General features: G+C 44.4%; 21 protein-coding genes. 11 read left to right on the top strand and 10 right to left on the bottom strand.

Features of this window, described 5'->3' with window-relative positions:
- Window positions 1–152 precede the first annotated feature (152 nt).
- Window positions 153–602, bottom strand: coding sequence for a BLUF domain-containing protein (locus WAK81_RS01520; protein ID WP_422195393.1), 450 nt, complete (start codon window positions 600–602; stop codon window positions 153–155).
- Between the two features lie 196 nt (window positions 603–798).
- Here WAK81_RS01520 and WAK81_RS01515 point away from each other — a divergent pair, with 196 nt between their 5' ends.
- The gene (locus WAK81_RS01515; RefSeq protein ID WP_422195392.1) at window positions 799–936 is read left to right on the top strand and encodes a hypothetical protein; all 138 of its coding nucleotides are present in this window, start codon (window positions 799–801) and stop codon (window positions 934–936) included.
- Window positions 937–1,060: 124 nt separating this feature from the next.
- Here WAK81_RS01515 and WAK81_RS01510 read toward each other — a convergent pair whose 3' ends face one another.
- On the bottom strand, window positions 1,061–1,351 hold the full coding sequence (locus WAK81_RS01510) for a GNAT family N-acetyltransferase (RefSeq protein ID WP_005108225.1): 291 nt from the start codon (window positions 1,349–1,351) through the stop codon (window positions 1,061–1,063).
- A gap of 31 nt (window positions 1,352–1,382) precedes the next feature.
- Window positions 1,383–1,661 (bottom strand): GNAT family N-acetyltransferase, encoded by a 279-nt coding sequence (locus tag WAK81_RS01505; protein WP_422195391.1) that lies wholly within the window; start codon window positions 1,659–1,661, stop codon window positions 1,383–1,385.
- 156 nt (window positions 1,662–1,817) lie between these two features.
- On the opposite strand from WAK81_RS01505, the gene WAK81_RS01500 reads away from it, so the two are divergent.
- On the top strand, window positions 1,818–2,999 hold the full coding sequence (locus tag WAK81_RS01500) for a sugar transporter (RefSeq protein WP_422195390.1): 1,182 nt from the start codon (window positions 1,818–1,820) through the stop codon (window positions 2,997–2,999).
- Window positions 3,000–3,342: 343 nt separating this feature from the next.
- A complete protein-coding gene (locus WAK81_RS01495) occupies window positions 3,343–4,308 on the top strand; it encodes a TerC family protein (protein WP_422195397.1) in 966 nt (321 codons plus the stop codon).
- Window positions 4,309–4,347: 39 nt separating this feature from the next.
- Here WAK81_RS01495 and WAK81_RS01490 read toward each other — a convergent pair whose 3' ends face one another.
- The gene (locus WAK81_RS01490; protein ID WP_422195389.1) at window positions 4,348–4,920 is read right to left on the bottom strand and encodes a nucleotidyltransferase family protein; all 573 of its coding nucleotides are present in this window, start codon (window positions 4,918–4,920) and stop codon (window positions 4,348–4,350) included.
- A gap of 99 nt (window positions 4,921–5,019) precedes the next feature.
- Between WAK81_RS01490 and guaD the strand changes: the two genes are divergently transcribed.
- The 4 genes from guaD (at window position 5,020) to WAK81_RS01470 (ending at window position 7,530) form a co-directional block, all read left to right on the top strand.
- Window positions 5,020–6,348 (top strand): guanine deaminase, encoded by a 1,329-nt coding sequence (guaD, locus tag WAK81_RS01485; protein WP_422195388.1) that lies wholly within the window; start codon window positions 5,020–5,022, stop codon window positions 6,346–6,348.
- Complete coding sequence (locus WAK81_RS01480) at window positions 6,323–6,448, top strand: hypothetical protein (protein WP_422195387.1); 126 nt, start codon at window positions 6,323–6,325, stop codon at window positions 6,446–6,448. Before guaD ends, WAK81_RS01480 begins: the two co-directional genes overlap by 26 nt.
- A gap of 124 nt (window positions 6,449–6,572) precedes the next feature.
- Entirely contained in the window at window positions 6,573–7,100 is a 528-nt protein-coding gene (gene hpt, locus WAK81_RS01475) for a hypoxanthine phosphoribosyltransferase (RefSeq protein ID WP_004647133.1), read from the top strand.
- A 172-nt stretch (window positions 7,101–7,272) separates the two neighbouring features.
- Complete coding sequence (locus WAK81_RS01470) at window positions 7,273–7,530, top strand: GlsB/YeaQ/YmgE family stress response membrane protein (RefSeq protein ID WP_216937881.1); 258 nt, start codon at window positions 7,273–7,275, stop codon at window positions 7,528–7,530.
- 90 nt (window positions 7,531–7,620) lie between these two features.
- On the opposite strand, the gene WAK81_RS01465 is transcribed toward WAK81_RS01470, so the two are convergent.
- Complete coding sequence (locus WAK81_RS01465; protein ID WP_422195386.1) at window positions 7,621–8,322, bottom strand: DsbC family protein; 702 nt, start codon at window positions 8,320–8,322, stop codon at window positions 7,621–7,623.
- Window positions 8,323–8,700: 378 nt separating this feature from the next.
- Here WAK81_RS01465 and WAK81_RS01460 point away from each other — a divergent pair, with 378 nt between their 5' ends.
- On the top strand, window positions 8,701–9,846 hold the full coding sequence (locus WAK81_RS01460; protein WP_422195396.1) for an MFS transporter: 1,146 nt from the start codon (window positions 8,701–8,703) through the stop codon (window positions 9,844–9,846).
- A gap of 43 nt (window positions 9,847–9,889) precedes the next feature.
- Here WAK81_RS01460 and mnmE read toward each other — a convergent pair whose 3' ends face one another.
- From mnmE to rpmH, 5 genes are all read right to left on the bottom strand, one after another.
- On the bottom strand, window positions 9,890–11,248 hold the full coding sequence (gene mnmE / locus WAK81_RS01455) for a tRNA uridine-5-carboxymethylaminomethyl(34) synthesis GTPase MnmE (RefSeq protein WP_422195385.1): 1,359 nt from the start codon (window positions 11,246–11,248) through the stop codon (window positions 9,890–9,892).
- A gap of 92 nt (window positions 11,249–11,340) precedes the next feature.
- Window positions 11,341–13,104, bottom strand: a complete 1,764-nt coding sequence (gene yidC, locus WAK81_RS01450; protein ID WP_005245552.1) for a membrane protein insertase YidC — start codon at window positions 13,102–13,104, stop codon at window positions 11,341–11,343.
- A gap of 5 nt (window positions 13,105–13,109) precedes the next feature.
- Window positions 13,110–13,430: a membrane protein insertion efficiency factor YidD gene (gene yidD / locus WAK81_RS01445; RefSeq protein WP_422195384.1), complete on the bottom strand. Its 321-nt coding sequence runs from the start codon at window positions 13,428–13,430 to the stop codon at window positions 13,110–13,112.
- Window positions 13,431–13,439: 9 nt separating this feature from the next.
- Window positions 13,440–13,832: a ribonuclease P protein component gene (rnpA, locus tag WAK81_RS01440; protein WP_004281932.1), complete on the bottom strand. Its 393-nt coding sequence runs from the start codon at window positions 13,830–13,832 to the stop codon at window positions 13,440–13,442.
- 29 nt (window positions 13,833–13,861) lie between these two features.
- Window positions 13,862–13,996, bottom strand: a complete 135-nt coding sequence (rpmH, locus tag WAK81_RS01435; protein WP_000831329.1) for a 50S ribosomal protein L34 — start codon at window positions 13,994–13,996, stop codon at window positions 13,862–13,864.
- Window positions 13,997–14,657: 661 nt separating this feature from the next.
- Here rpmH and dnaA point away from each other — a divergent pair.
- From dnaA to recF, 3 genes are all read left to right on the top strand, one after another.
- Window positions 14,658–16,034, top strand: coding sequence for a chromosomal replication initiator protein DnaA (dnaA, locus tag WAK81_RS01430; protein WP_004281934.1), 1,377 nt, complete (start codon window positions 14,658–14,660; stop codon window positions 16,032–16,034).
- Between the two features lie 108 nt (window positions 16,035–16,142).
- Complete coding sequence (dnaN, locus tag WAK81_RS01425) at window positions 16,143–17,291, top strand: DNA polymerase III subunit beta (RefSeq protein ID WP_422195383.1); 1,149 nt, start codon at window positions 16,143–16,145, stop codon at window positions 17,289–17,291.
- Window positions 17,292–17,319: 28 nt separating this feature from the next.
- Window positions 17,320–18,399: a DNA replication/repair protein RecF gene (gene recF / locus WAK81_RS01420; RefSeq protein ID WP_422195382.1), complete on the top strand. Its 1,080-nt coding sequence runs from the start codon at window positions 17,320–17,322 to the stop codon at window positions 18,397–18,399.
- Window positions 18,400–18,410: the final 11 nt, after the last annotated feature.

The raw sequence follows: 18,410 nt of genomic DNA, 5'->3' as shown, positions 1-18,410 counted from the left end.
GTTCATATTGAGTTTTACAAGGCCGTTATAGCGTTTGACAAGACGCTGATCCAGACCAGAGATGTTAAATTGAAGAGCATGCTCTTCAATTTAACGCAAAGCTCGGAAATTGTGTAGATACCTATGGATTAGAAATAGGGGACATAACCACGCTACTTATAGCCTTTTGGCGATAACAAACTGGTCTGATTTTCTTCCAGGCGATACAGCACTTTGAGGAACTCGGCAATTCCTGACTGCTGCAAGACATGCGGATCAAATTGCTTGAAACCTAAAGGTGAAAATAAAGAAGAAATTTCACTGTGTTTATGCACATATTTCATTGACCATTCCGAGAAATGAGACTGCTCTACCATTGCATCTGTAAAACGCAAGATATTGTGATGGCGGGTATGCTGACAAATGCTCTGAAATAAACTTTCCACTACTTCAGCCTGACCTTCAAGGCACTGGAAAAATTTGCCATGGGAATAATACAACACCCCATGAATCTGATGCTGAAGGTTGAACTTCCGGGCAGTGGCCAAAATATCGCTCAAATCTTGTAACAACTCTTGTTCAGATTCTATGCGTTCACTGGCATAGCAAAGCTGTAGCATCATGCCATCTCACTAGAGGGAAGAATTAAAACCACAATTTAATCAATAATTTTAAATTAAGCTGACTATTTTTTAAGTAAATATCTGTTTTTGCTTACACGGTTTTCAGTTTGCATTTCGGGATTAAACTTTTAACAATAGTGCCTAAATTATTAAACCAATACTTTCATACACCTACCGTAAGCATGCGGATCACCTGATGTTAAAAGATCTGATTTTAACCCTCGCCTTGTTATGTGTGTGTTTTATCCTGATGATCACTTTAAATGACTGGCAATTCAGCGCTCAAATCAATCTGCTGATCATGGCAATTTTAGTAATGCTGCAACAGTTTTAAGAAATTTTCTGGGCCATGACCGGCGTGATGGCAGGTTTCGGTTTATATACCCTATTACAGGTTATATTGATTCCTGCCTTGAAAGAAAAACTGTATTTATCTTTCGGGAAATCCCCTTGGGTAGTTAAATAGCCGTTGCTGCGACATCTGCCAAACTTCGGTCACGTTTAAACATGACATCCACATAGGAACATTGCGGGATGATGGTTAAACTTTTTTCACGGGCAAAATCGACCAGTACATCCAGCATTTTCCGGGCAATACCGTGGCCACGCAGGGAATCATCGACCCAGGTATGATCGGCAATGATGACTGCATCGCCCCGCCATTGATAAGTGATCTCCGCCAGACGCCGTCCTTGATCTTCCATAAAAAATACACCACCACGTTTTGAATCTTGATATTTGATTTCCATAAGAATCTAAACCTTTGTTGTCATTTTTAAATTATAAAACATTATTAAAGCAAGGCTCTCGCTCGAACACGGATTTGGCAAAAGGGCATTTTGGAATAATCCTGATGCCGTATTCACGGGCAAAACTCACAGCGACCTCGACCAGATAATACCCGACGTGCTGGCCGCGTAGGCTGTCATCGACCCAGGTGTGTTCAATCACTAATTGATCTTCATTTACCCTGGAATAACTCATTTCTGCCAGACGTTTTTCATTTGGCTCTACAAACCATAAACCTCCAGTGTCCTGTTGCTGATGCTCAATCAACATGCCGATCCTCTCCTTGTTTTTAAGCCAGACTGACATATTTTTCGCTGCCCTATTGTTAGATTTCTTTTAAAGGATTGTGAATCTATCCTTCCTGACCGATACCGCATTATGCTCAACAGGTTTAAACTGCCAGCCGGTTATTTTTATCAGATATGTATGTCTAGCTCTTCTTCCACCTCCTCGGTGACGCGTCAATGGGTCTGTGTGATTGCTTTAGCCTCTGCTGCCTTTATTTTCAATACCACCGAATTTATCCCGGTGGCGCTATTAAGTGATATTGGTACCAGTTTTGCCATGTCACCGACCCAGGTCGGGTGGATGCTGACGATTTATGCCTGGGTTGTGGCGCTGCTCTCTTTGCCAATGATGTTACTGACCAAAAATATTGAACGGCGCTTTCTGCTGATGGTTTTATTTGCGGTGTTTATTTTCAGTCATGTGCTGTCCTATTTTGCCTGGAGCTTTAGCATTCTGGTGCTGAGCCGGATTGGTATTGCCGTGGCACATGCGCTGTTCTGGTCAATTACGGCGTCGCTTGCCGTGCGGGTTGCGCCAAAGGGCAAAGAATTTCAGGCATTGGGCTTATTGGCTACCGGTACCGCCATGGCCATGGTTTTGGGAATCCCATTTGGTCGGATGGTCGGGGAGGCCTATGGCTGGCGCAATAGTTTTGCCTTGATTGGGATTGTGGCAAGCGTAGTCTGCGTGCTGCTGGCCAAAACCTTGCCTTTATTGCCAAGTGTCAATTCAGGTTCACTCAGCAGTTTAAAAAGCTTGCTAAAACGTCCCAGCCTGATGCTGGTCTTTGCGCTTACCGTGCTTATGATTAGTGCGCAATTTACCGCCTATAGTTATATTGAACCCTTTGCGCTGAATGTTGCGCAATTCAGCTCTGCACAGACCACCAGCTTATTGCTGATTTATGGCGGTGCGGGTCTGATCGGGTCTTATGTATTTGGCCGTTTTGCACCACATTTTCCCCGACTCACTATTCCGCTATTTACACTCGGGCTGGGAATCTCGCTGCTGTTATTGCTGCCACTGTCTCAGGGTGTATTTCAGCTCAATAGCCTGGCGTTAATCTGGGGCATCAGCATTATTGGGTTTAGTCTGGCCCTACAAGCCAAGACCTTAAATCTGGCCTCAGATGCGACTGATGTCGCCATGGCAATTTTTTCAGGTCTGTATAATGTCGGAATTGGTGGCGGTGCCTTACTCGGCGGTCTGGTAACGGCACATATCGGATTGCATAGTATTGGCTGGGTGGGAGCCATCTTGGCGAGTCTGGGTTTTCTGATCAGCTTATATCTGATTCAGCGTCCGGATTTTCTGGTTTAGAAAGTACCTTGAAGCATGATTTTTGTAAATGAAATTGTAGTCTTAGCAAAAATCTGTCATGCTTGCTGCACATTGAGCCATCGCTCAAAAAAAATTTAGTTTGAACAAGGGGAGTAGCCTCCTCCAAGCGTTTAAGAATGAAATTTCAATTTTTAAACGTGTCAGAATATCGTCATTACACTTTGCAAAAAGTCGGTATCTGAGCATCTTGAAGTCACACTTTATATAAAAAAGTGGAACAGTAAGATGTAGGCAAGACCTTGATCATGTTGTTATAGATGTTTTTCATCTGGCAACTGGTCAAGGTTTTTTTATGGCCAGTCGTCCGATGTGGAGAATTCACATGGAAACCGTTGGTACGCTCTGGCTGTATCTTGTCTTTTTCGCGATTGTCGCAGTCATGCTGGTGATCGATTTTGTCGGCTTTAAGCATCAGCATGGTCAGGAAGTAAAAGTCCGTACAGCTGCCTACTGGAGTATTGCCTGGGTCAGTGTCGCGACTTTATTTGGTGGCGGCTTATGGCTGTATCTGGAACAGACCGCAGGCACGGCAATTGCCAATGCCAAGGTCATGGAATACTTTGCCGGTTATCTGCTGGAAAAATCCCTGGCGATTGATAACGTCTTTGTCTGGCTGATGATCTTCGCTGCCTTTGCCATTCCACCCGTGCTGCAACGCAAGTTGCTGTTATATGGCGTACTGGGTGCGATTGTACTCAGAACCATCTTTATTTTTATTGGTGCCTGGTTCGTACAGGAATTCTCCTGGATTCTGTATATCTTCGGGGCATTCCTGGTGTATACCGGCTTCAAATTCCTGCGTGGTCAGCATGAAGAAGACAGCAATATTGAAGATATGGCGATTCTGAAATGGCTGCGTAAACATATGCGTATCACCCCGCAACTTCAGGGCGACAAATTCTTTGTACGTCAAAATGGTTTGCTCTGGGCAACGCCGTTGTTCCTGGTCCTGATCCTGGTTGAAGCGTCTGATGTGATCTTTGCCGTCGATTCTATTCCGGCTATTTTTGCCGTCACTACCGATCCCTTCATTGTCCTTACTGCAAACCTGATGGCAATTTTAGGCCTGCGCGCAATGTTCTTCCTGCTCTCGGGCGCAGCCTCAAAAATGCATTATCTGCCTTATGGCCTCGGGATCATTCTGGTCTTTATCGGCTTTAAGATGCTGATGCTGGATGTGTTCCATATGCCGATCTGGATTTCTTTGAGCTTTATTGTGATTGTCCTGACTGTGACCGCGATCTTGTCGATTCGTCATAGCAAGAAATATAACGAAACCACCCTGTAAAAAGTAATCATCAAAAAAGCCTGCATCAGCAGGCTTTTTTTATTGTTCTATCAGGGATAATTTAGGCCATTTTTGCAAAAACTGTTTGCTCAGCATGCGTTGTTCGAACACAGCATAACTGACTAAATTCGGATTCCACCGCAGCTTTAACTCAAATAAATCTGCTAAACCGAAAGGGGCGATCAACTCCAACTCATCATCTTTCAGGCGCAGTGCCAAGGCCGTGACAGTTTCTGGCCATAATGACAGCGCATGCTCAATTGAAGTTAAAGGCTTAATACTTTCATTTTGATCGGTACGATACCACTCATGTACAAAGGCTTGATTGGTCACATCCCAACTGATATCTGGAAAATAGTCTTTTAACTGATCTGCAAGTTGCTGTTCTATAGCGCGAGCCTGCTCATTTTCGTTATAGAAAATCACATCGACCTCAGTATGATTCATTTCATATTCCCATCCATGTAAATGCGCCCAGATCACATGACGTAACACACCCGCTGCGACATAAGCGTCAGAATGCAATTGTGCTAACTGATGCAAGATGCGCATTAATGTCGGCTGCGCACGCACGATCTGTTGAAATTGATCATGATAATTGGATGAGGTCATAGAAGAATCGGGATCACTATTTAAATATGAATATTCATACAAACATGGCAATTTTTTCAGCTACAATCAATCGAAAAAATCAAAAAGCGTAGGTTTAAAATGTCTTCTGTAATTGCAACGACAGCGATCCGTGGTCGCTTCCTCGACATTCAGAATACAGTTGCCCAAGCACGTGATATACACGACCAAGTGCGATATGTAGAAGATGGTTTAGTCATCATTCAAGAGGGTAAAATCCAGTGGTTTGGTCCTTGGCAAGAAGGGCAGTCACGACTTCCTACCAACGCTGAATTACAGCACTATCCAGATCAATTGATTGTTCCCGGTTTTATCGATACCCATATTCATTTCCCGCAAACGGAAATGGTCGGGGCGTATGGTGAACAACTGCTGGAATGGCTCAACACCTATACATTCCCTACTGAAATTCAGTTCCAAGATGCGTCCTATAGCGAAAAAATTGCCGAATTTTTCGTGCAGGAATTGCTTAAAAACGGCACCACGACTGCATTGGTCTTTTGTACCGTTCATCCTGAATCCGTAGATGCTTTATTTAATGCGGCAACCACACGTAATATGCGCCTGATCGCAGGTAAAGTCCTGATGGATCGTCATGCACCGGAAGCGCTAACAGATACAGCAGAAACAGCTTATACCGACTCTAAAGTGTTGATTGAAAAATGGCATGGGAAGGGGCGGAACCTGTATGCGATTACCCCACGCTTTGCACCGACTTCAACACCTGAACAACTACAAAAAGCCGGGCAGCTCAAAGCCGAATATCCGGATGTCTATGTACATACCCATTTAAGTGAAAATAAAAATGAAATTGCTTGGGTAAAAGAACTCTTTCCTGAACGTGGAGGTTATCTGGATGTGTATCATCATTATGGTTTAACCGGTAGCAAGTCTGTCTTCGCACATTGCGTGCATCTGGAAGATGAGGAATGGGACTGTATGCAGCAGACCGACTCCGCCATTGCCTTCTGTCCGACCTCAAATCTATTCCTGGGCAGTGGCTTATTCCCCCTGAAAAAGACCTGGGACAAAGGTGTTAAAGTCGGCTTAGGTACAGATATCGGAGCAGGAACATCATTTAATCACCTGCAAACCCTGAATGAAGCCTATAAGGTACAGCAGTTGCAGGGCGAAAAACTCTCTGCCTTTGAGGCCTTGTATCATGCCACTTTAGGCGGTGCCAAAGCCTTGAGTCTGGATGATCGCCTGGGGAACTTTAATCTCGGCAAGGAAGCCGACTTTGTGGTGCTGGATCTCAATGCCACTGCCTTACAGCAGTTACGCCAGAGCAGAGCCAAAAATATTGAAGATGCATTTTTTGCACTGACCATGCTTGGCGATGACCGTAATATTGCAGCCACCTATGTTTATGGAGCAGCCGTCTATGTCAAAGCAGCAGCCAGTGAATAAAGTGGCAAAATCCCGCCGTCGCCAATACTTAATCCTGTCTGCGATGGCGCTGGGCTGTGCTTTTTTACTGAAACGCGATTCAGCCATGGCTAAAAAATGATTACATTTACAGCCAGCAAAACAGGTGCATCTCTGCTAGGGATGTATTAAAATTGCGACGTATTCAGGTGTTGCAGGTCAACACCTTTTTTATTTTGCTATTTTTACTTTTTAGGTATCTACCCATGACCGTTCAAATGAGCGTAATGATTTCCGCTGAAGAAATTCAAGCTAAAGTCAAAGAGCTTGGTGCTCAAATCAATGCACACTATGCCAATAGTGACAAAGAACTTGTGCTCATCGGTTTATTACGTGGTTCAGTGATTTTTATGGCTGATTTATGTCGTGTGATTTCAAAACCGCATGAATTGGATTTCATGACTGTGTCCAGTTATGGCGGTGGCACGGTATCGTCACGTGATGTAAAAATCCTGAAAGATTTAGACGGTGAAATCCGTGGTAAAGATGTGCTGGTGGTTGAAGATATTATTGACTCAGGCAACACCTTAAGCAAGGTACTCGAAATCCTGCAAACCCGTGAACCCAACTCGATTCAACTGTGTACTTTGGTAAGTAAACCATCGCGTCGTGAAATCGATTTGAAGGTCGAATTTATGGGCTTTGAAGTTGAAGATAAATTTATCGTGGGTTATGGCCTGGACTATGACCAGAAGTACCGTCACTTGCCATTTATTGGTGAAATCGGTCTTTAAAATCAGATTGAAAAAAGTGGCATAAGCCACTTTTTTTATACCTCAAATAGACAGAAAACCAGGAACAAAAAATAACATCTCGTTTCAGGATTCAACTTTTTATGAGCCTGACTTTGTTTCAAGATGATTAAACAGATGTGAAAACAAAGACATGATAAGAAGGAGTATGCATATGTGGACAATTATTGTGGCGATCGTCATTGGTTTTGTAGCAGGTCTGATTGCACGTGCCATTCACCCGGGTAATGACAAGGCAGGTTTTATCATGACCACCTTACTGGGTATTGCCGGCTCCTTATTGGCGACTTTTGGGGGCCGTATGCTCGGTCTGTATTCGGCAGATTCCGCAGCAGGTCTGATTGCTTCCGTGATTGGTGCTGTGGTTATTCTGTTTATTTATAATATGGTGACCAAACGCCGCACTGTCTAAAGCAATCTGATGTTAACTGGATCGCCTTAATAAAAAAGCACCCAATGAGGTGCTTTTTTATATTGAGCAACTGATATCTTTATTTAATTTTTATAAATCGAATTCTTTAAAAATCTGCTCAATCTGCTCTGCCGGATAGGCGCCCATCACCTTAAAACCATTGGAAAAAATAATCGCAGGTGTACCATTCACACCCATAGACTGAGCCAGTTTTTTATTTCGCTCAACCGGATTGGCACAACTTTTTTTCGATTTAGGCTGAATCCCTTGAGCAATCAGATCTTCCCATGCTTGAGCTGGATTAGACTCGCAATATACCTGTTTTGAAGGAGCCACCGACTGGGGTTTTAAAGGAAGAATAAAGGTATAAATGGTCAAGTCATTCAGTTTTTTCAGCTCTAGCTCAAGCTTTTTACAATACGGGCAATTTGGGTCAGAAAAGATGGCAATCTGACGTTTCCCCGTACCTCTTACACTTTTCACAGCATCCTGAAGCGGTAATTTTTTCCAGTCGATACTATTTTGTTTCAGCATTAAATCACGGGTCAAATTATGTTGATCCTGAATCCGCAGCATCGGGCCGGCAATCAGATGCTTGGCATCTTCATTCAGATAAACCACTTGGCCCTGCATGGAGCCACTATAGATGCCTTTCATCTCGGTGGTCTGAATATTTTCAATTTTTAAATTGGGACTGTTTTTTGCCAAGTTAGCTTGTACCGTATCAATATTGGCAAATGCGAAGCTTGAAACGAATGTACTTAAACTAATGATTAGTGTTTTTTTTAACATGAATGTTCTACATGAATTGGATAAGAATATGCTTTGATTCTAATCGCTCTGATTTTAAATTTCTCAAACATTTATGTTACTGTTTACACTCAGTTAAATAAGCTCATAATGTTTCACGTGGAACACAATGCATAGCGTTATATTTAACTCCAATATATCTAAAAAAACATTAATACTCATATTAAGTAATTGTTTTATATAATTAAAATATTTTAAACGATAAACATCTTACTAATTCAACCTTGACCGATTTTCTGTATCCATTCTAAACTGCAGACACTTTCTATTTTCCTCGCTACGCCCTGACATGGATTGGCCAAGGATCAACACTATAACGGCATTTTCATGACAATAACGACCAGCTGGCGACCGTTCTTGATGGTCAGCCTAGCTTTAATGATGGGAACGATTGGCACCGCTTTGGCCAGTCCACTCTATCCGATTTATCAACAGCTCTGGCATTTGCTGCCAAGCCAGATCACCTACATTTTTGTCGCCTATATGTTTGGCTGTCTCTCGACCTTGTTGTTTTTAGGCAGAACCAGTAACAGCATCGGATTTTTACGGACCCTGCAAATTGGTCTAGCACTGATCACGCTGGGTCTCATCATTTCTGTTTTTGCCCAGAATGCACTAATCCTCTCGATTGGCCGTTTTATTATTGGGATTGCCTCGGGCCTGATGACTACCTCTGCCATGATGGGCTTGATGCATACCATCCCAGAAAGCCATAAACACACTGCACCACAACTGATTTCAATCATTACTGCAATGGGTTTTGGTTTGGGACCCTTGGTCGGTGGCGTGATTGCGCAGTTTTCTGATGCGCCTTTGGTGATGCCATATTTACCGGTGATTTTGGGCGCCGTGCTGTGTTTGATTGGCTTATTCTGGATCAAGCCTCCCAAGTTTGAGGTACAACCGTTTAGCATGGCACCCAAACTGCAACGACCTGAAGCCCAGTTTCATCTGGTATTTATGATTATTGCAGTGACGGCTTTTAGTGCCTTTGCTGCCTTTAGCCTATTTGCTTCACTATCGCCATCCTTTGTCCGTAATATTTTACCTTGGCATGGCCCTCTGGTCAGCGGACTGGCCATTACCAGTATTTTAGTGGTTTCAGTGATCGTGCAGTTTATGGCCAAAGCGGTTGCAGCGTCCAAATGTCTGAATATCGGTCTGATGATGATGTGCTTGAGCCTGATGATTCTGGCGCTATGTATGTATTCGAAAATCAGCCTGCTATTTTTTATCAGTGATATTTGCTTTGGAATTGGCCATGGTTTTGCCCTGATGGGTGCTTTTGCACTGATCCATCAAATGACCAGCTTAGACAATCGTGCCGCAGTCATGTCGACCTATCTGTTTATTGCTTATCTGGGCACTATTGTCCCTATCATTGCCGTGGGTTATCTGGCCGATCACTGGGGGCTGGATTTCGCCGTGATCAGCTTTTGTGTCGCGATTAGTTTGCTGTGTTTTACCCTATGGTGGACGTATCAAAAATCCCATCTATCAGCCTAAAAAAAGCCCTCAGTTGAGGACTTTTTTGATGTTTATTAAATAATTATTTACCAATACAGAACGAACCGAAGATCTTGCCCAGCAGGTCATCTGCACTGAAATCACCAGTAATCTCGCCCAAAGCATTTTGCGCCAGACGTAAGGACTCCGCTACCAGTTCACCGGCGTTATACACCACCAGTTGTTCACGCGCTTCAGCCAGATAGATCTGAGTACGCTTCATTGCGTCTAAATGACGGGTACGTGCGATAAAGGTGTCTTCCTCAGGCTGGAAGCCTGCATGCGCTGTAATCGCCTCTATGAGTGCTTGAACACCGGTTTCCTGCTTGGCTGAGACTGCGATATGCCGGAAACCATTTAAATCGCCAATTATAGCTTCAGCACCGGTCAGGTCGCATTTATTGCCAATTAGCATCAAACGTTTCGGTTCAATATGTTCAGCAAAATATTCTTGAGCGAGTTGAAGCGGATCTTCGCCCTGGCTTAAGTCATAGACCAAGAGCAACAAATCGGCCTGTTCGATTTCTTTAATCGCGCGGCGGATCCCTTCTTTTTCCACAATATCCCCAGTCTCACGCAAGCCTGCGGTATCGGTGAGGGTAATCGGCAAGCCATTTAAGGTAATCTTTTCATGCAGGACATCACGGGTGGTGCCGGCAATATCGGTCACAATCGCGCGTTCAATTCCAGCCAATGCATTCAGTAAGGAGGATTTACCAGCATTCGGTTTACCCGCAATTACGACTTGCAAGCCTTCACGTAACAACTGACCTTGACGTGCAGATTGCTGTACTTGAGTGACTGCACTGGATACACCATCCAGCAGATTTAAAATCTTGCCATCTGCTAGAAAATCAATTTCTTCTTCCGGAAAATCTATCGCGGCTTCCACATGCAGACGCAGGTGAATCAGCTGCTCAAGGACTGCATTAACTTTGGTCGAGAAAGCTCCTTGCAAAGAACGCACCGCAGAACGTGCTGCTGCTTGCGAGGTTGCATCAATCAGGTCGGCAATCGCCTCGGCCTGCACCAGATCCAGCTTACCATTTTCGAAGGCACGCATCGAGAACTCACCGGCTTTGGCCGCAGTGGCACCCAGTTCCAGTAAACGGCCAAGCAGGGCATTCTGAATCACCGGACCACCATGACCCTGTAGCTCCACTACATCTTCGCCGGTAAATGAGTTTGGATTCGGAAAACAGATGACCAGTCCTTCATCCATGACCTCACCTGCCGCATCATAAAACTGGCGGAAACCGGCAAAACGGGCTTTAGGCAGCTCTTTTTGCGTCAGTTGCTGGGCAATTTCATAGGATTTCGGGCCTGACAGGCGAATCACCCCAACGCCGCCACGTCCTGGTGGAGTTGCAATCGCAGCAATAGTTGTGGTTCGGTTGAGCATAAAATTCACCTGCAAAGACTCAAAAGTACAGCCAAAAAAAATCCGCCTAAGATTACCATCTTAAGCGGATTTATTCAGCCTATCCGTACAACTTAGTTGACTGGAGTAGCCTCATCACGTTTAGCGCGATCTTTGGCAACAGACTTGTTAATCAAAGTTTGTTGCAGAATCGTGATCAAGTTGTTGACGATCCAGTACAGAACCAGGCCTGCCGGGAAGAACAACAAGAATACCGTAAAGATGATCGGCATAAACTTGAAGACTTTCGCCTGCATTGGATCCGTCGGTTGTGGATTTAACGACTGTTGGATATACATCGTTAAGCCCATCAACAACGGCAGGATGAACCATGGGTCCATTGAGGATAAATCCTGAATCCACAGCATCCATGGCGCATGACGCAGTTCCACAGATTCCATTAATACCCAGTACAAGGCCAGGAAAATTGGCATTTGTAATAACAGCGGTAAACAGCCGGCAAGCGGATTGACCTGTTCACGTTTGTACAATGCCATCATTTCTTGAGAGAAGCGCATGCGGTCTTCACCGAACTCTTCTTTCATGCGTTGCATTTCTGGCGCAATCACCCGCATTTTCGCCATCGAGCGATAGCTCTTCGACGACAATGGCCACAGGATCACTTTTACCAGAATGGTCAACAGAATAATTGCCCAGCCCCAGTTACCCACCAGACCATGGAAGAACTCAAGACCAACAAACAGTAATTTCGCGATTGGCCATAACCAGCCATAATCAACGGTCTGGTTTAAACCCGCAGCCAAATCTTTCAGTTCTGACTGGATTTTTGGACCTGAATAGAAGGTCGCATCAATTTCAGCCACTGTACCTGCTGGTACATTAAACGTTGGTGAAGTAAAACCGATGATGTTCATATTATCGGTTGATTTACGTGATTCAAGCTTGGCGCTATAAGCTTCGCCATTACCTTGAGTCAACTTCAGCTGACCTGGAACCCATGCACTGACAAAGTAGTGCTGTACCATTGCCACCCAACCACCTGTCGCTTCAGTACTGACTTTTTCTTCAACAAAGTTGTCGAATTTAAGCTTGTTGTACTGCTCGTCCGGGGTACCCCATGCACCGCCGAGGAATGTTCCCAGCGTGAAGATCCCTTGATCGGACTTGCCTGGATCTTCCGAGTTATCCCGTTTGATCTGACCGAACATCTGACCTTGCCAGGTCTGGCCACTGCGGTTGACCACTTTGTGGTTCACCACGACCGGATATTCACCTTCAGTGAAATTGAAGGTCTTGATAATCTCGATCCCGTCAGCGGTTTTAAACACTAGCGGTACAGACAATACTTTCAGGTTTTCACCATCTTTGGATTTGACTGTTTTCGCATCTGCCAGGGTATAAGCGGTTTTTTCCAGCTCATACATTGGACGGCCGTTACGGCTGCTGTCCGGTCCATTCAGACCGATCAGGCCAGACTGGGCGACATAAGTACGTTTCGCATCGCTTTCCAGCATCACGAACGGTTCATCGCTGTCTTTGTTCTTGTCATGATTGAGTAATTCAATACGAACAATATCACCACCCTTAGGATTGATCCAAAGATGATAAAGGTCAGTTTGTACTGAAATAAGCTGCTGACTTACAGGTGCTGTGGCATCCGTGGCTTGCTGCGCTGGCACATTTGCTTGTGGCAGATCAGAGGCAACTGTAGCCGTCTGACCATTTGGCAAATCTGCAGATACGTCATGCGAAACAACAGCAGTTTCCTGCTGCGGTTTTGTTTCAGCATTTCCATAATCTTTTTGCCACGCCAAAATGAGCAAATATGCGACAACAAACATGGCTCCGAGAATTGCAATCCTGGCCCATTGTTGCATATGTATTACCCCAAGTGGTGAGAGTGATTTTGGTTCAATAAACGATCACGAAAGGGTACAGCAACGTGAAGCGTTTGAGAATCTATTTGCTGAAATGAAATAAAACGAATCGCTTTTGAGGGAACAGGATCATATCCCGAGCCCCCCCACGGATGACAACGGCAAATACGTTTTGTAGCCAGCCACACTCCACGCCCAGCGCCATGCATCTGGACTGCTTCCAAGGAATATTGAGAACAAGTTGGAATATAACGACAGCGCGGTCCAAGAAAAGGACTAATCGCAATCTGATAGAAACGGATCAACCAATGCAGTAAACGTACCATTGGCCAACTCTACTTTTGTGGGGAGGGGGCTATTTTTGAATGCTTTTTGGCAAGACGGTTAAGTTTCTGCCAGGCAAATTGTAATTGCTGGTGCAATTCTGCATTAGGCACTGCTTCAACACCCATTTTCGGCATGATTACAATGTCTAAGTCATCTAATTGCTGCTGATGCAGGCGAAAACTTTCGCGAGCAAGTCGTTTTACTCGATTTCTTTCGTGTGCGCGTCGCACTTTCTTCTTGGCAACAACTAAACCCAAACGGCTATTTGGCAGTTCGGAATGTTTTGCAAGAAATAAGAAATGGGGTTGATGCACTTTAAAAAGCGCACCATCAAAGACACCTTTATAATCGGCAGCACAGCGTAATCGCAACTCTGTGCCAAAACTATAAAGTTTTGTCATAACACCCAAAATCGTCTTAGCGTAACTGATTAAACAGTTAAGCTATGACGACCTTTTGCACGACGGCGAGCTAATACTTGACGACCAGCTTTAGTAGCCATACGAGCACGGAAACCATGAACACGCTTACGCTTTAATTCAGACGGTTGGAATGTACGTTTCATATTGAAACTCCAAAAAATGATCTTTCTATGAAGGTCCGCGATTTTAGTGCTCATTGCTTGAGCTGTCAATGCAAAAGCGGTTTTCTTTTCAAATAAGATCAAAAAAGATAAAGACCCTGGTTTTTCAGAGAACTGGATTAAAAATAGTTCAATTCAAGTTAATCACAAATTAAGTTATTGTTATATAAATATATATAAGTTATGAACAACTCTATCAACAAAGTTATCCACATGTTATCTAGAGTTTAAATTTAATCTGTGATTTTGAATTTAAATTTGAAGTTTTTTGAATTATCCACAAAAACCAGTGATCTTATAAGTAAATTCAAATTTATAAATTTAAATTTATTACTATTAGGGAGCACTTTTTCTATGGATAAGCCACTTTTTATTTAATTAAACATAAGCTTATGTTGTGGATAAGGCTGTTTCTATTAATTTTATACTTTGTGGATAACTTTATGATATATTTTATCCACAGTTTGCGGATAAACTTATCCACACTGGGTTTTAAATTTAAATTTATGCAATGGTGATTTCTTTTTGCACAGTTTTTGTGGAAATTGCCATGACAGATGTGGATAACTTGGTTAGAATGGCGACCCGCTTTTGGTCGCGGTCATCTTTTTTGAATGAACAATGGAATGAATAGGGGATTCACATGCTTTGGACGGACTGCTTAAATCGCCTGCGACAAGAGCTCTCTGGAAATGTCTTTACAATGTGGATTCGCCCATTGGTTGCAGAAGAGCTGGAAGACAGCTTGCGTCTGTATGCACCTAATCCTTACTGGACGCGTTACATTCAAGAACATCATCTGGAACTGATTACGATTCTGGCAGAACAGTTGTCTGAAGGACGGGTACGCAAGGTTGAGATTTTAGTTGATTCACGTCCAGGGGCGATTTTATCTGCCAGTGAACAACCGGCGACCACGACTGCGGCATTGACCTCGACACCGATGCCGGTGCCGAAACCGAAGAAAGAAAAAGAAGACAGCGGCAAAAATAGCCGTAGACGTCAGTTAAATCCTTTGTTTACCTTCTCGCTGTTTGTGGAAGGTCGATCTAACCAGATGGCGGCTGAAACCTGTCGCAAGGTGCTGACCCAGCTGGGTGCTTCACAGCACAACCCCTTATTTTTATATGGTCCGACCGGCCTTGGTAAAACCCACTTGATGCAGGCGGTCGGTAATGCATTGTTGCAGGCAAAACCGAATGCACGCGTCATGTATATGACCGCAGAAAGTTTTGTGCAGGATTTTGTCAGCTCGTTGCAGCAGGGCAAAGTCGAAGAGTTTAAGAAAAACTGCCGTTCTCTGGATTTATTACTGGTCGATGATATTCACTTGCTGGCCGGTAAAGAAGCCAGTCTGGTCGAGTTTTTCTACACCTTTAACGCACTTCTGGACGAGTCCAAACAGATCATTCTAACTTCGGATCGTTATCCTAAAGAACTAACCGAACTGGATCCACGTCTGGTTTCACGCTTTTCCTGGGGCTTGTCGGTCGGGGTTGAACCACCAGATATTGAAACCCGAATTGAAATTCTGCTGAAAAAAGCCGAAAGCAACCAGGTTGATTTACCACGTAACTGTGCGCTGTTTATTGCCCAGCAGGTGGTGGCCAACGTACGTGAGCTTGAAGGTGCGCTGAACAAAGTGGTGGCGATTTCACGTTTTAAAGGCACCCCAATTGATCTGGATGTAGTGCGTGAATCTTTAAAAGATGTACTGGCAATTCGTGCCCGTACCATCAGTACCGAAAACATTCAGCGTGTGGTCAGTGAGTATTTCCGGATTCCACTGAAAGAACTGGTCGGTCCAAAACGTACCCGGATTTATGCCCGTCCACGTCAGCTGGCGATGGGGCTGGCACGTGAATTAACAGGTGACAGTTTTCCGGAAATTGGTATGGCTTTTGGCGGTCGTGATCACAGTACCGTGATGCATGCTTGCGAGAAAGTACAGAGTCTGCGTGAAGAAGATCCGATCTTTAACGAAGACTATAAAAACCTGCAACGTCTGTTGCAAAGTTGACCTAAATCGCTCAAATTCTATTCTTGCTATGCGGCTGCTTTTGCCGCATAGTAAACCGTCAAAAAACACTTTTTTCTATATTAATCTTCAGCTTTAGAGGAATGCACCGTGCGTTTAAAAATCGCGAAAGAAAGCTTACTGAATGTTCTCTCACATGTCGTAGGAGCGGTTGAACGTCGCCATACCTTGAATATCTTGTCTAACCTGAAAATTCAGGTGACTGCGCAAGCATTGACCGTGACCGGTTCCGACCTGGAAGTCGAACTGGTGGCGAGTACAGCACTAGCTGAAGGTGCATGTTTGCAGGAAGGCGAGACCACAGTTCCTGCACGTAAGCTGATTGATATCTGTAAGTCACTTCCTTCAGCGGCACTCGTGGATTTGCATATTACTGAAGATCAGCGCTGCATCCTTAAATCGGGCAATAGCCGTTTTGTATTGGGGACATTGCCTGCTGATGATTATCCATTGCTGAACACTGAAAATACCCAAGGCACGCAAGTGACGGTGACACAGCGTGAACTGAAACGTCTGTTTGAAAAAACTGCTTTTGCCATGGCGGTTCAGGATGTACGTTTTTACCTGACCGGTACTTTGCTGGAAATTGATGCCAATCAGCTACGTGCAGTGACTACCGATGGCCACCGTCTGGCACTCTGTGAAACAGCGGCACAATCCACTGCAACACAGCCGATTCAGGCAATTGTGCCACGTAAGGCCGTTGCAGAATTACAGCGCCTGCTCAGCGTTGAAGATGAACAATTATCTCTATTGATTGGTCGTGAACTGTTGAATGTGACCATCAATATGCCAAGTCGTGACAAAGAGCAGGCTGATATTACCGTGCGTTTCACCACCAAACTGATTGATGGTAAGTTCCCGGACTACCGCCGTGTGATTCCACGTGGTGGCGACAAAGTGGTGATGATCGCGCATGATGTGTTCAAGCAGTCTTTGCAGCGTGTGGCGATTTTAAGTAATGAAAAGCTGCGTGGTGTATTTCTAAACTTCAATGCCGATTCCTTGCAGCTTCGCGCGAATAACCCGGAGCAGGATGAAGCGATTGAAGATCTGGCGATTCAATATGCCGATTCACCGCTAGAAATGTCATTTAATGCGCAGTATCTGATTGAAGTACTCGGTGTGCTGGATGGCGATGATGTGTCAATGACCATGACTGAAGCGAATCAGTCTGTCTTGGTACAAGACCCGGCGCATACGGATCAAACCTATGTCGTCATGCCGATGCGTGTTTAAGCCGCGGCTCCTGATATTCATATAAGACATGCATATTACGCGTTTACATATTGAGCGTGTGCGGAATTTAAAGACGGTTGCTCTCCACGGATTGCAGCCGTTTAATGTTTTTTATGGCCAAAATGGTTCAGGTAAAACCTCGATTTTAGAGGCGATTCATTTACTGGCTGCCGGGCGTTCCTTCCGTACCCATATTCCCAAAAATTATATCCAGCATGGCGCACAGGATGCGATTGTGTTTGCACAGTCCGCGACTGAAAAAATAGGCATGCAAAAAATGGCTGGCGGGGAACAGTTGATCAAGGTCAATGGTGATCTGGTCGCGACTCAGGGCCAACTGGCCAAACTGTTGCCCTTGCAGCTGATTGATCCACAAAGTACCGATATTATCGATCATGGGGCTAAGCCACGACGTCAATTGCTCGACTGGTTAATGTTCCACGTGGAACCGGAATTTTATCATGCCTGGCAATATTATTCGCGTGCGCTGAAACAGCGGAACAGCCTGCTCAAAAGCAAACGCTTTCTCAGTCTTTCCGATCTGGAACCGTGGAACCAGATGCTGAGTGAATATGGAGAAATACTGCATTCGCAGCGTGTCGGGATTGTGGAACAATGGAAGCCATTTTTTGAAGATGATCTGAAACAGTTGTTACCTGAGGTGCAGGTCAGTCTGGAATACAGTCCAGGCTTCCATAGTGAAAGCGGTCTGCTGAATGACCTGACCAATCATCATGAAAAAGACTGCGAGCGACGCTATACCGAATATGGTCCACATCGCGCAGATTTGCGTTTAAAGACCCCGATGGGGGACGCAGATGTAATCCTGTCGCGGGGGCAGAAAAAGCTGCTGATGATCGCATTAAAACTGTCGCAAATCGCAATGCTACATTCTTGTAATAAGGAAACTGTGGTATTATCAGATGATGTGACAGCAGAATTAGATTTAACCGCACAACAACGTTTAATTGAGCGATTGAGCCAACTTGGTAGTCAAGTTTTTATTACCACCTTAGACCATGAAGCAGTACAGAAGCACTTACATGATTTGTCTATCTCATATCAGTTATTCAGTGTTGAAAACGGTACTGTTCAAGTTGTGCAATAATATTTTTTAAG

The sequence above is a fragment of the Acinetobacter sp. genome, from assembly GCF_049284435.1.
Taxonomy (GTDB): Bacteria; Pseudomonadota; Gammaproteobacteria; order Pseudomonadales; family Moraxellaceae; genus Acinetobacter.
The sequence above is the reverse complement of the archived record's forward strand: the minus strand, read 5'-3'. Positions and strand labels throughout refer to the sequence as shown.

What these genes read in the sequence shown, in the direction of transcription:
- WAK81_RS01520 (WP_422195393.1), bottom strand. Translation starts at nt 602, where the DNA reads ATGATGCTACAGCTTTGCTATGCCAGTGAACGCATAGAATCTGAACAA.
- WAK81_RS01515 (WP_422195392.1), top strand. Translation starts at nt 799, where the DNA reads ATGTTAAAAGATCTGATTTTAACCCTCGCCTTGTTATGTGTGTGTTTT.
- WAK81_RS01510 (WP_005108225.1), bottom strand. Translation starts at nt 1,351, where the DNA reads ATGGAAATCAAATATCAAGATTCAAAACGTGGTGGTGTATTTTTTATG.
- WAK81_RS01505 (WP_422195391.1), bottom strand. Translation starts at nt 1,661, where the DNA reads ATGTTGATTGAGCATCAGCAACAGGACACTGGAGGTTTATGGTTTGTA.
- WAK81_RS01500 (WP_422195390.1), top strand. Translation starts at nt 1,818, where the DNA reads ATGTCTAGCTCTTCTTCCACCTCCTCGGTGACGCGTCAATGGGTCTGT.
- WAK81_RS01495 (WP_422195397.1), top strand. Translation starts at nt 3,343, where the DNA reads ATGGAAACCGTTGGTACGCTCTGGCTGTATCTTGTCTTTTTCGCGATT.
- WAK81_RS01490 (WP_422195389.1), bottom strand. Translation starts at nt 4,920, where the DNA reads ATGACCTCATCCAATTATCATGATCAATTTCAACAGATCGTGCGTGCG.
- guaD (WP_422195388.1), top strand. Translation starts at nt 5,020, where the DNA reads ATGTCTTCTGTAATTGCAACGACAGCGATCCGTGGTCGCTTCCTCGAC.
- WAK81_RS01480 (WP_422195387.1), top strand. Translation starts at nt 6,323, where the DNA reads ATGTCAAAGCAGCAGCCAGTGAATAAAGTGGCAAAATCCCGCCGTCGC.
- hpt (WP_004647133.1), top strand. Translation starts at nt 6,573, where the DNA reads ATGACCGTTCAAATGAGCGTAATGATTTCCGCTGAAGAAATTCAAGCT.
- WAK81_RS01470 (WP_216937881.1), top strand. Translation starts at nt 7,273, where the DNA reads ATGTGGACAATTATTGTGGCGATCGTCATTGGTTTTGTAGCAGGTCTG.
- WAK81_RS01465 (WP_422195386.1), bottom strand. Translation starts at nt 8,322, where the DNA reads ATGTTAAAAAAAACACTAATCATTAGTTTAAGTACATTCGTTTCAAGC.
- WAK81_RS01460 (WP_422195396.1), top strand. Translation starts at nt 8,701, where the DNA reads ATGGTCAGCCTAGCTTTAATGATGGGAACGATTGGCACCGCTTTGGCC.
- mnmE (WP_422195385.1), bottom strand. Translation starts at nt 11,248, where the DNA reads ATGCTCAACCGAACCACAACTATTGCTGCGATTGCAACTCCACCAGGA.
- yidC (WP_005245552.1), bottom strand. Translation starts at nt 13,104, where the DNA reads ATGCAACAATGGGCCAGGATTGCAATTCTCGGAGCCATGTTTGTTGTC.
- yidD (WP_422195384.1), bottom strand. Translation starts at nt 13,430, where the DNA reads ATGGTACGTTTACTGCATTGGTTGATCCGTTTCTATCAGATTGCGATT.
- rnpA (WP_004281932.1), bottom strand. Translation starts at nt 13,832, where the DNA reads ATGACAAAACTTTATAGTTTTGGCACAGAGTTGCGATTACGCTGTGCT.
- rpmH (WP_000831329.1), bottom strand. Translation starts at nt 13,996, where the DNA reads ATGAAACGTACATTCCAACCGTCTGAATTAAAGCGTAAGCGTGTTCAT.
- dnaA (WP_004281934.1), top strand. Translation starts at nt 14,658, where the DNA reads ATGCTTTGGACGGACTGCTTAAATCGCCTGCGACAAGAGCTCTCTGGA.
- recF (WP_422195382.1), top strand. Translation starts at nt 17,320, where the DNA reads ATGCATATTACGCGTTTACATATTGAGCGTGTGCGGAATTTAAAGACG.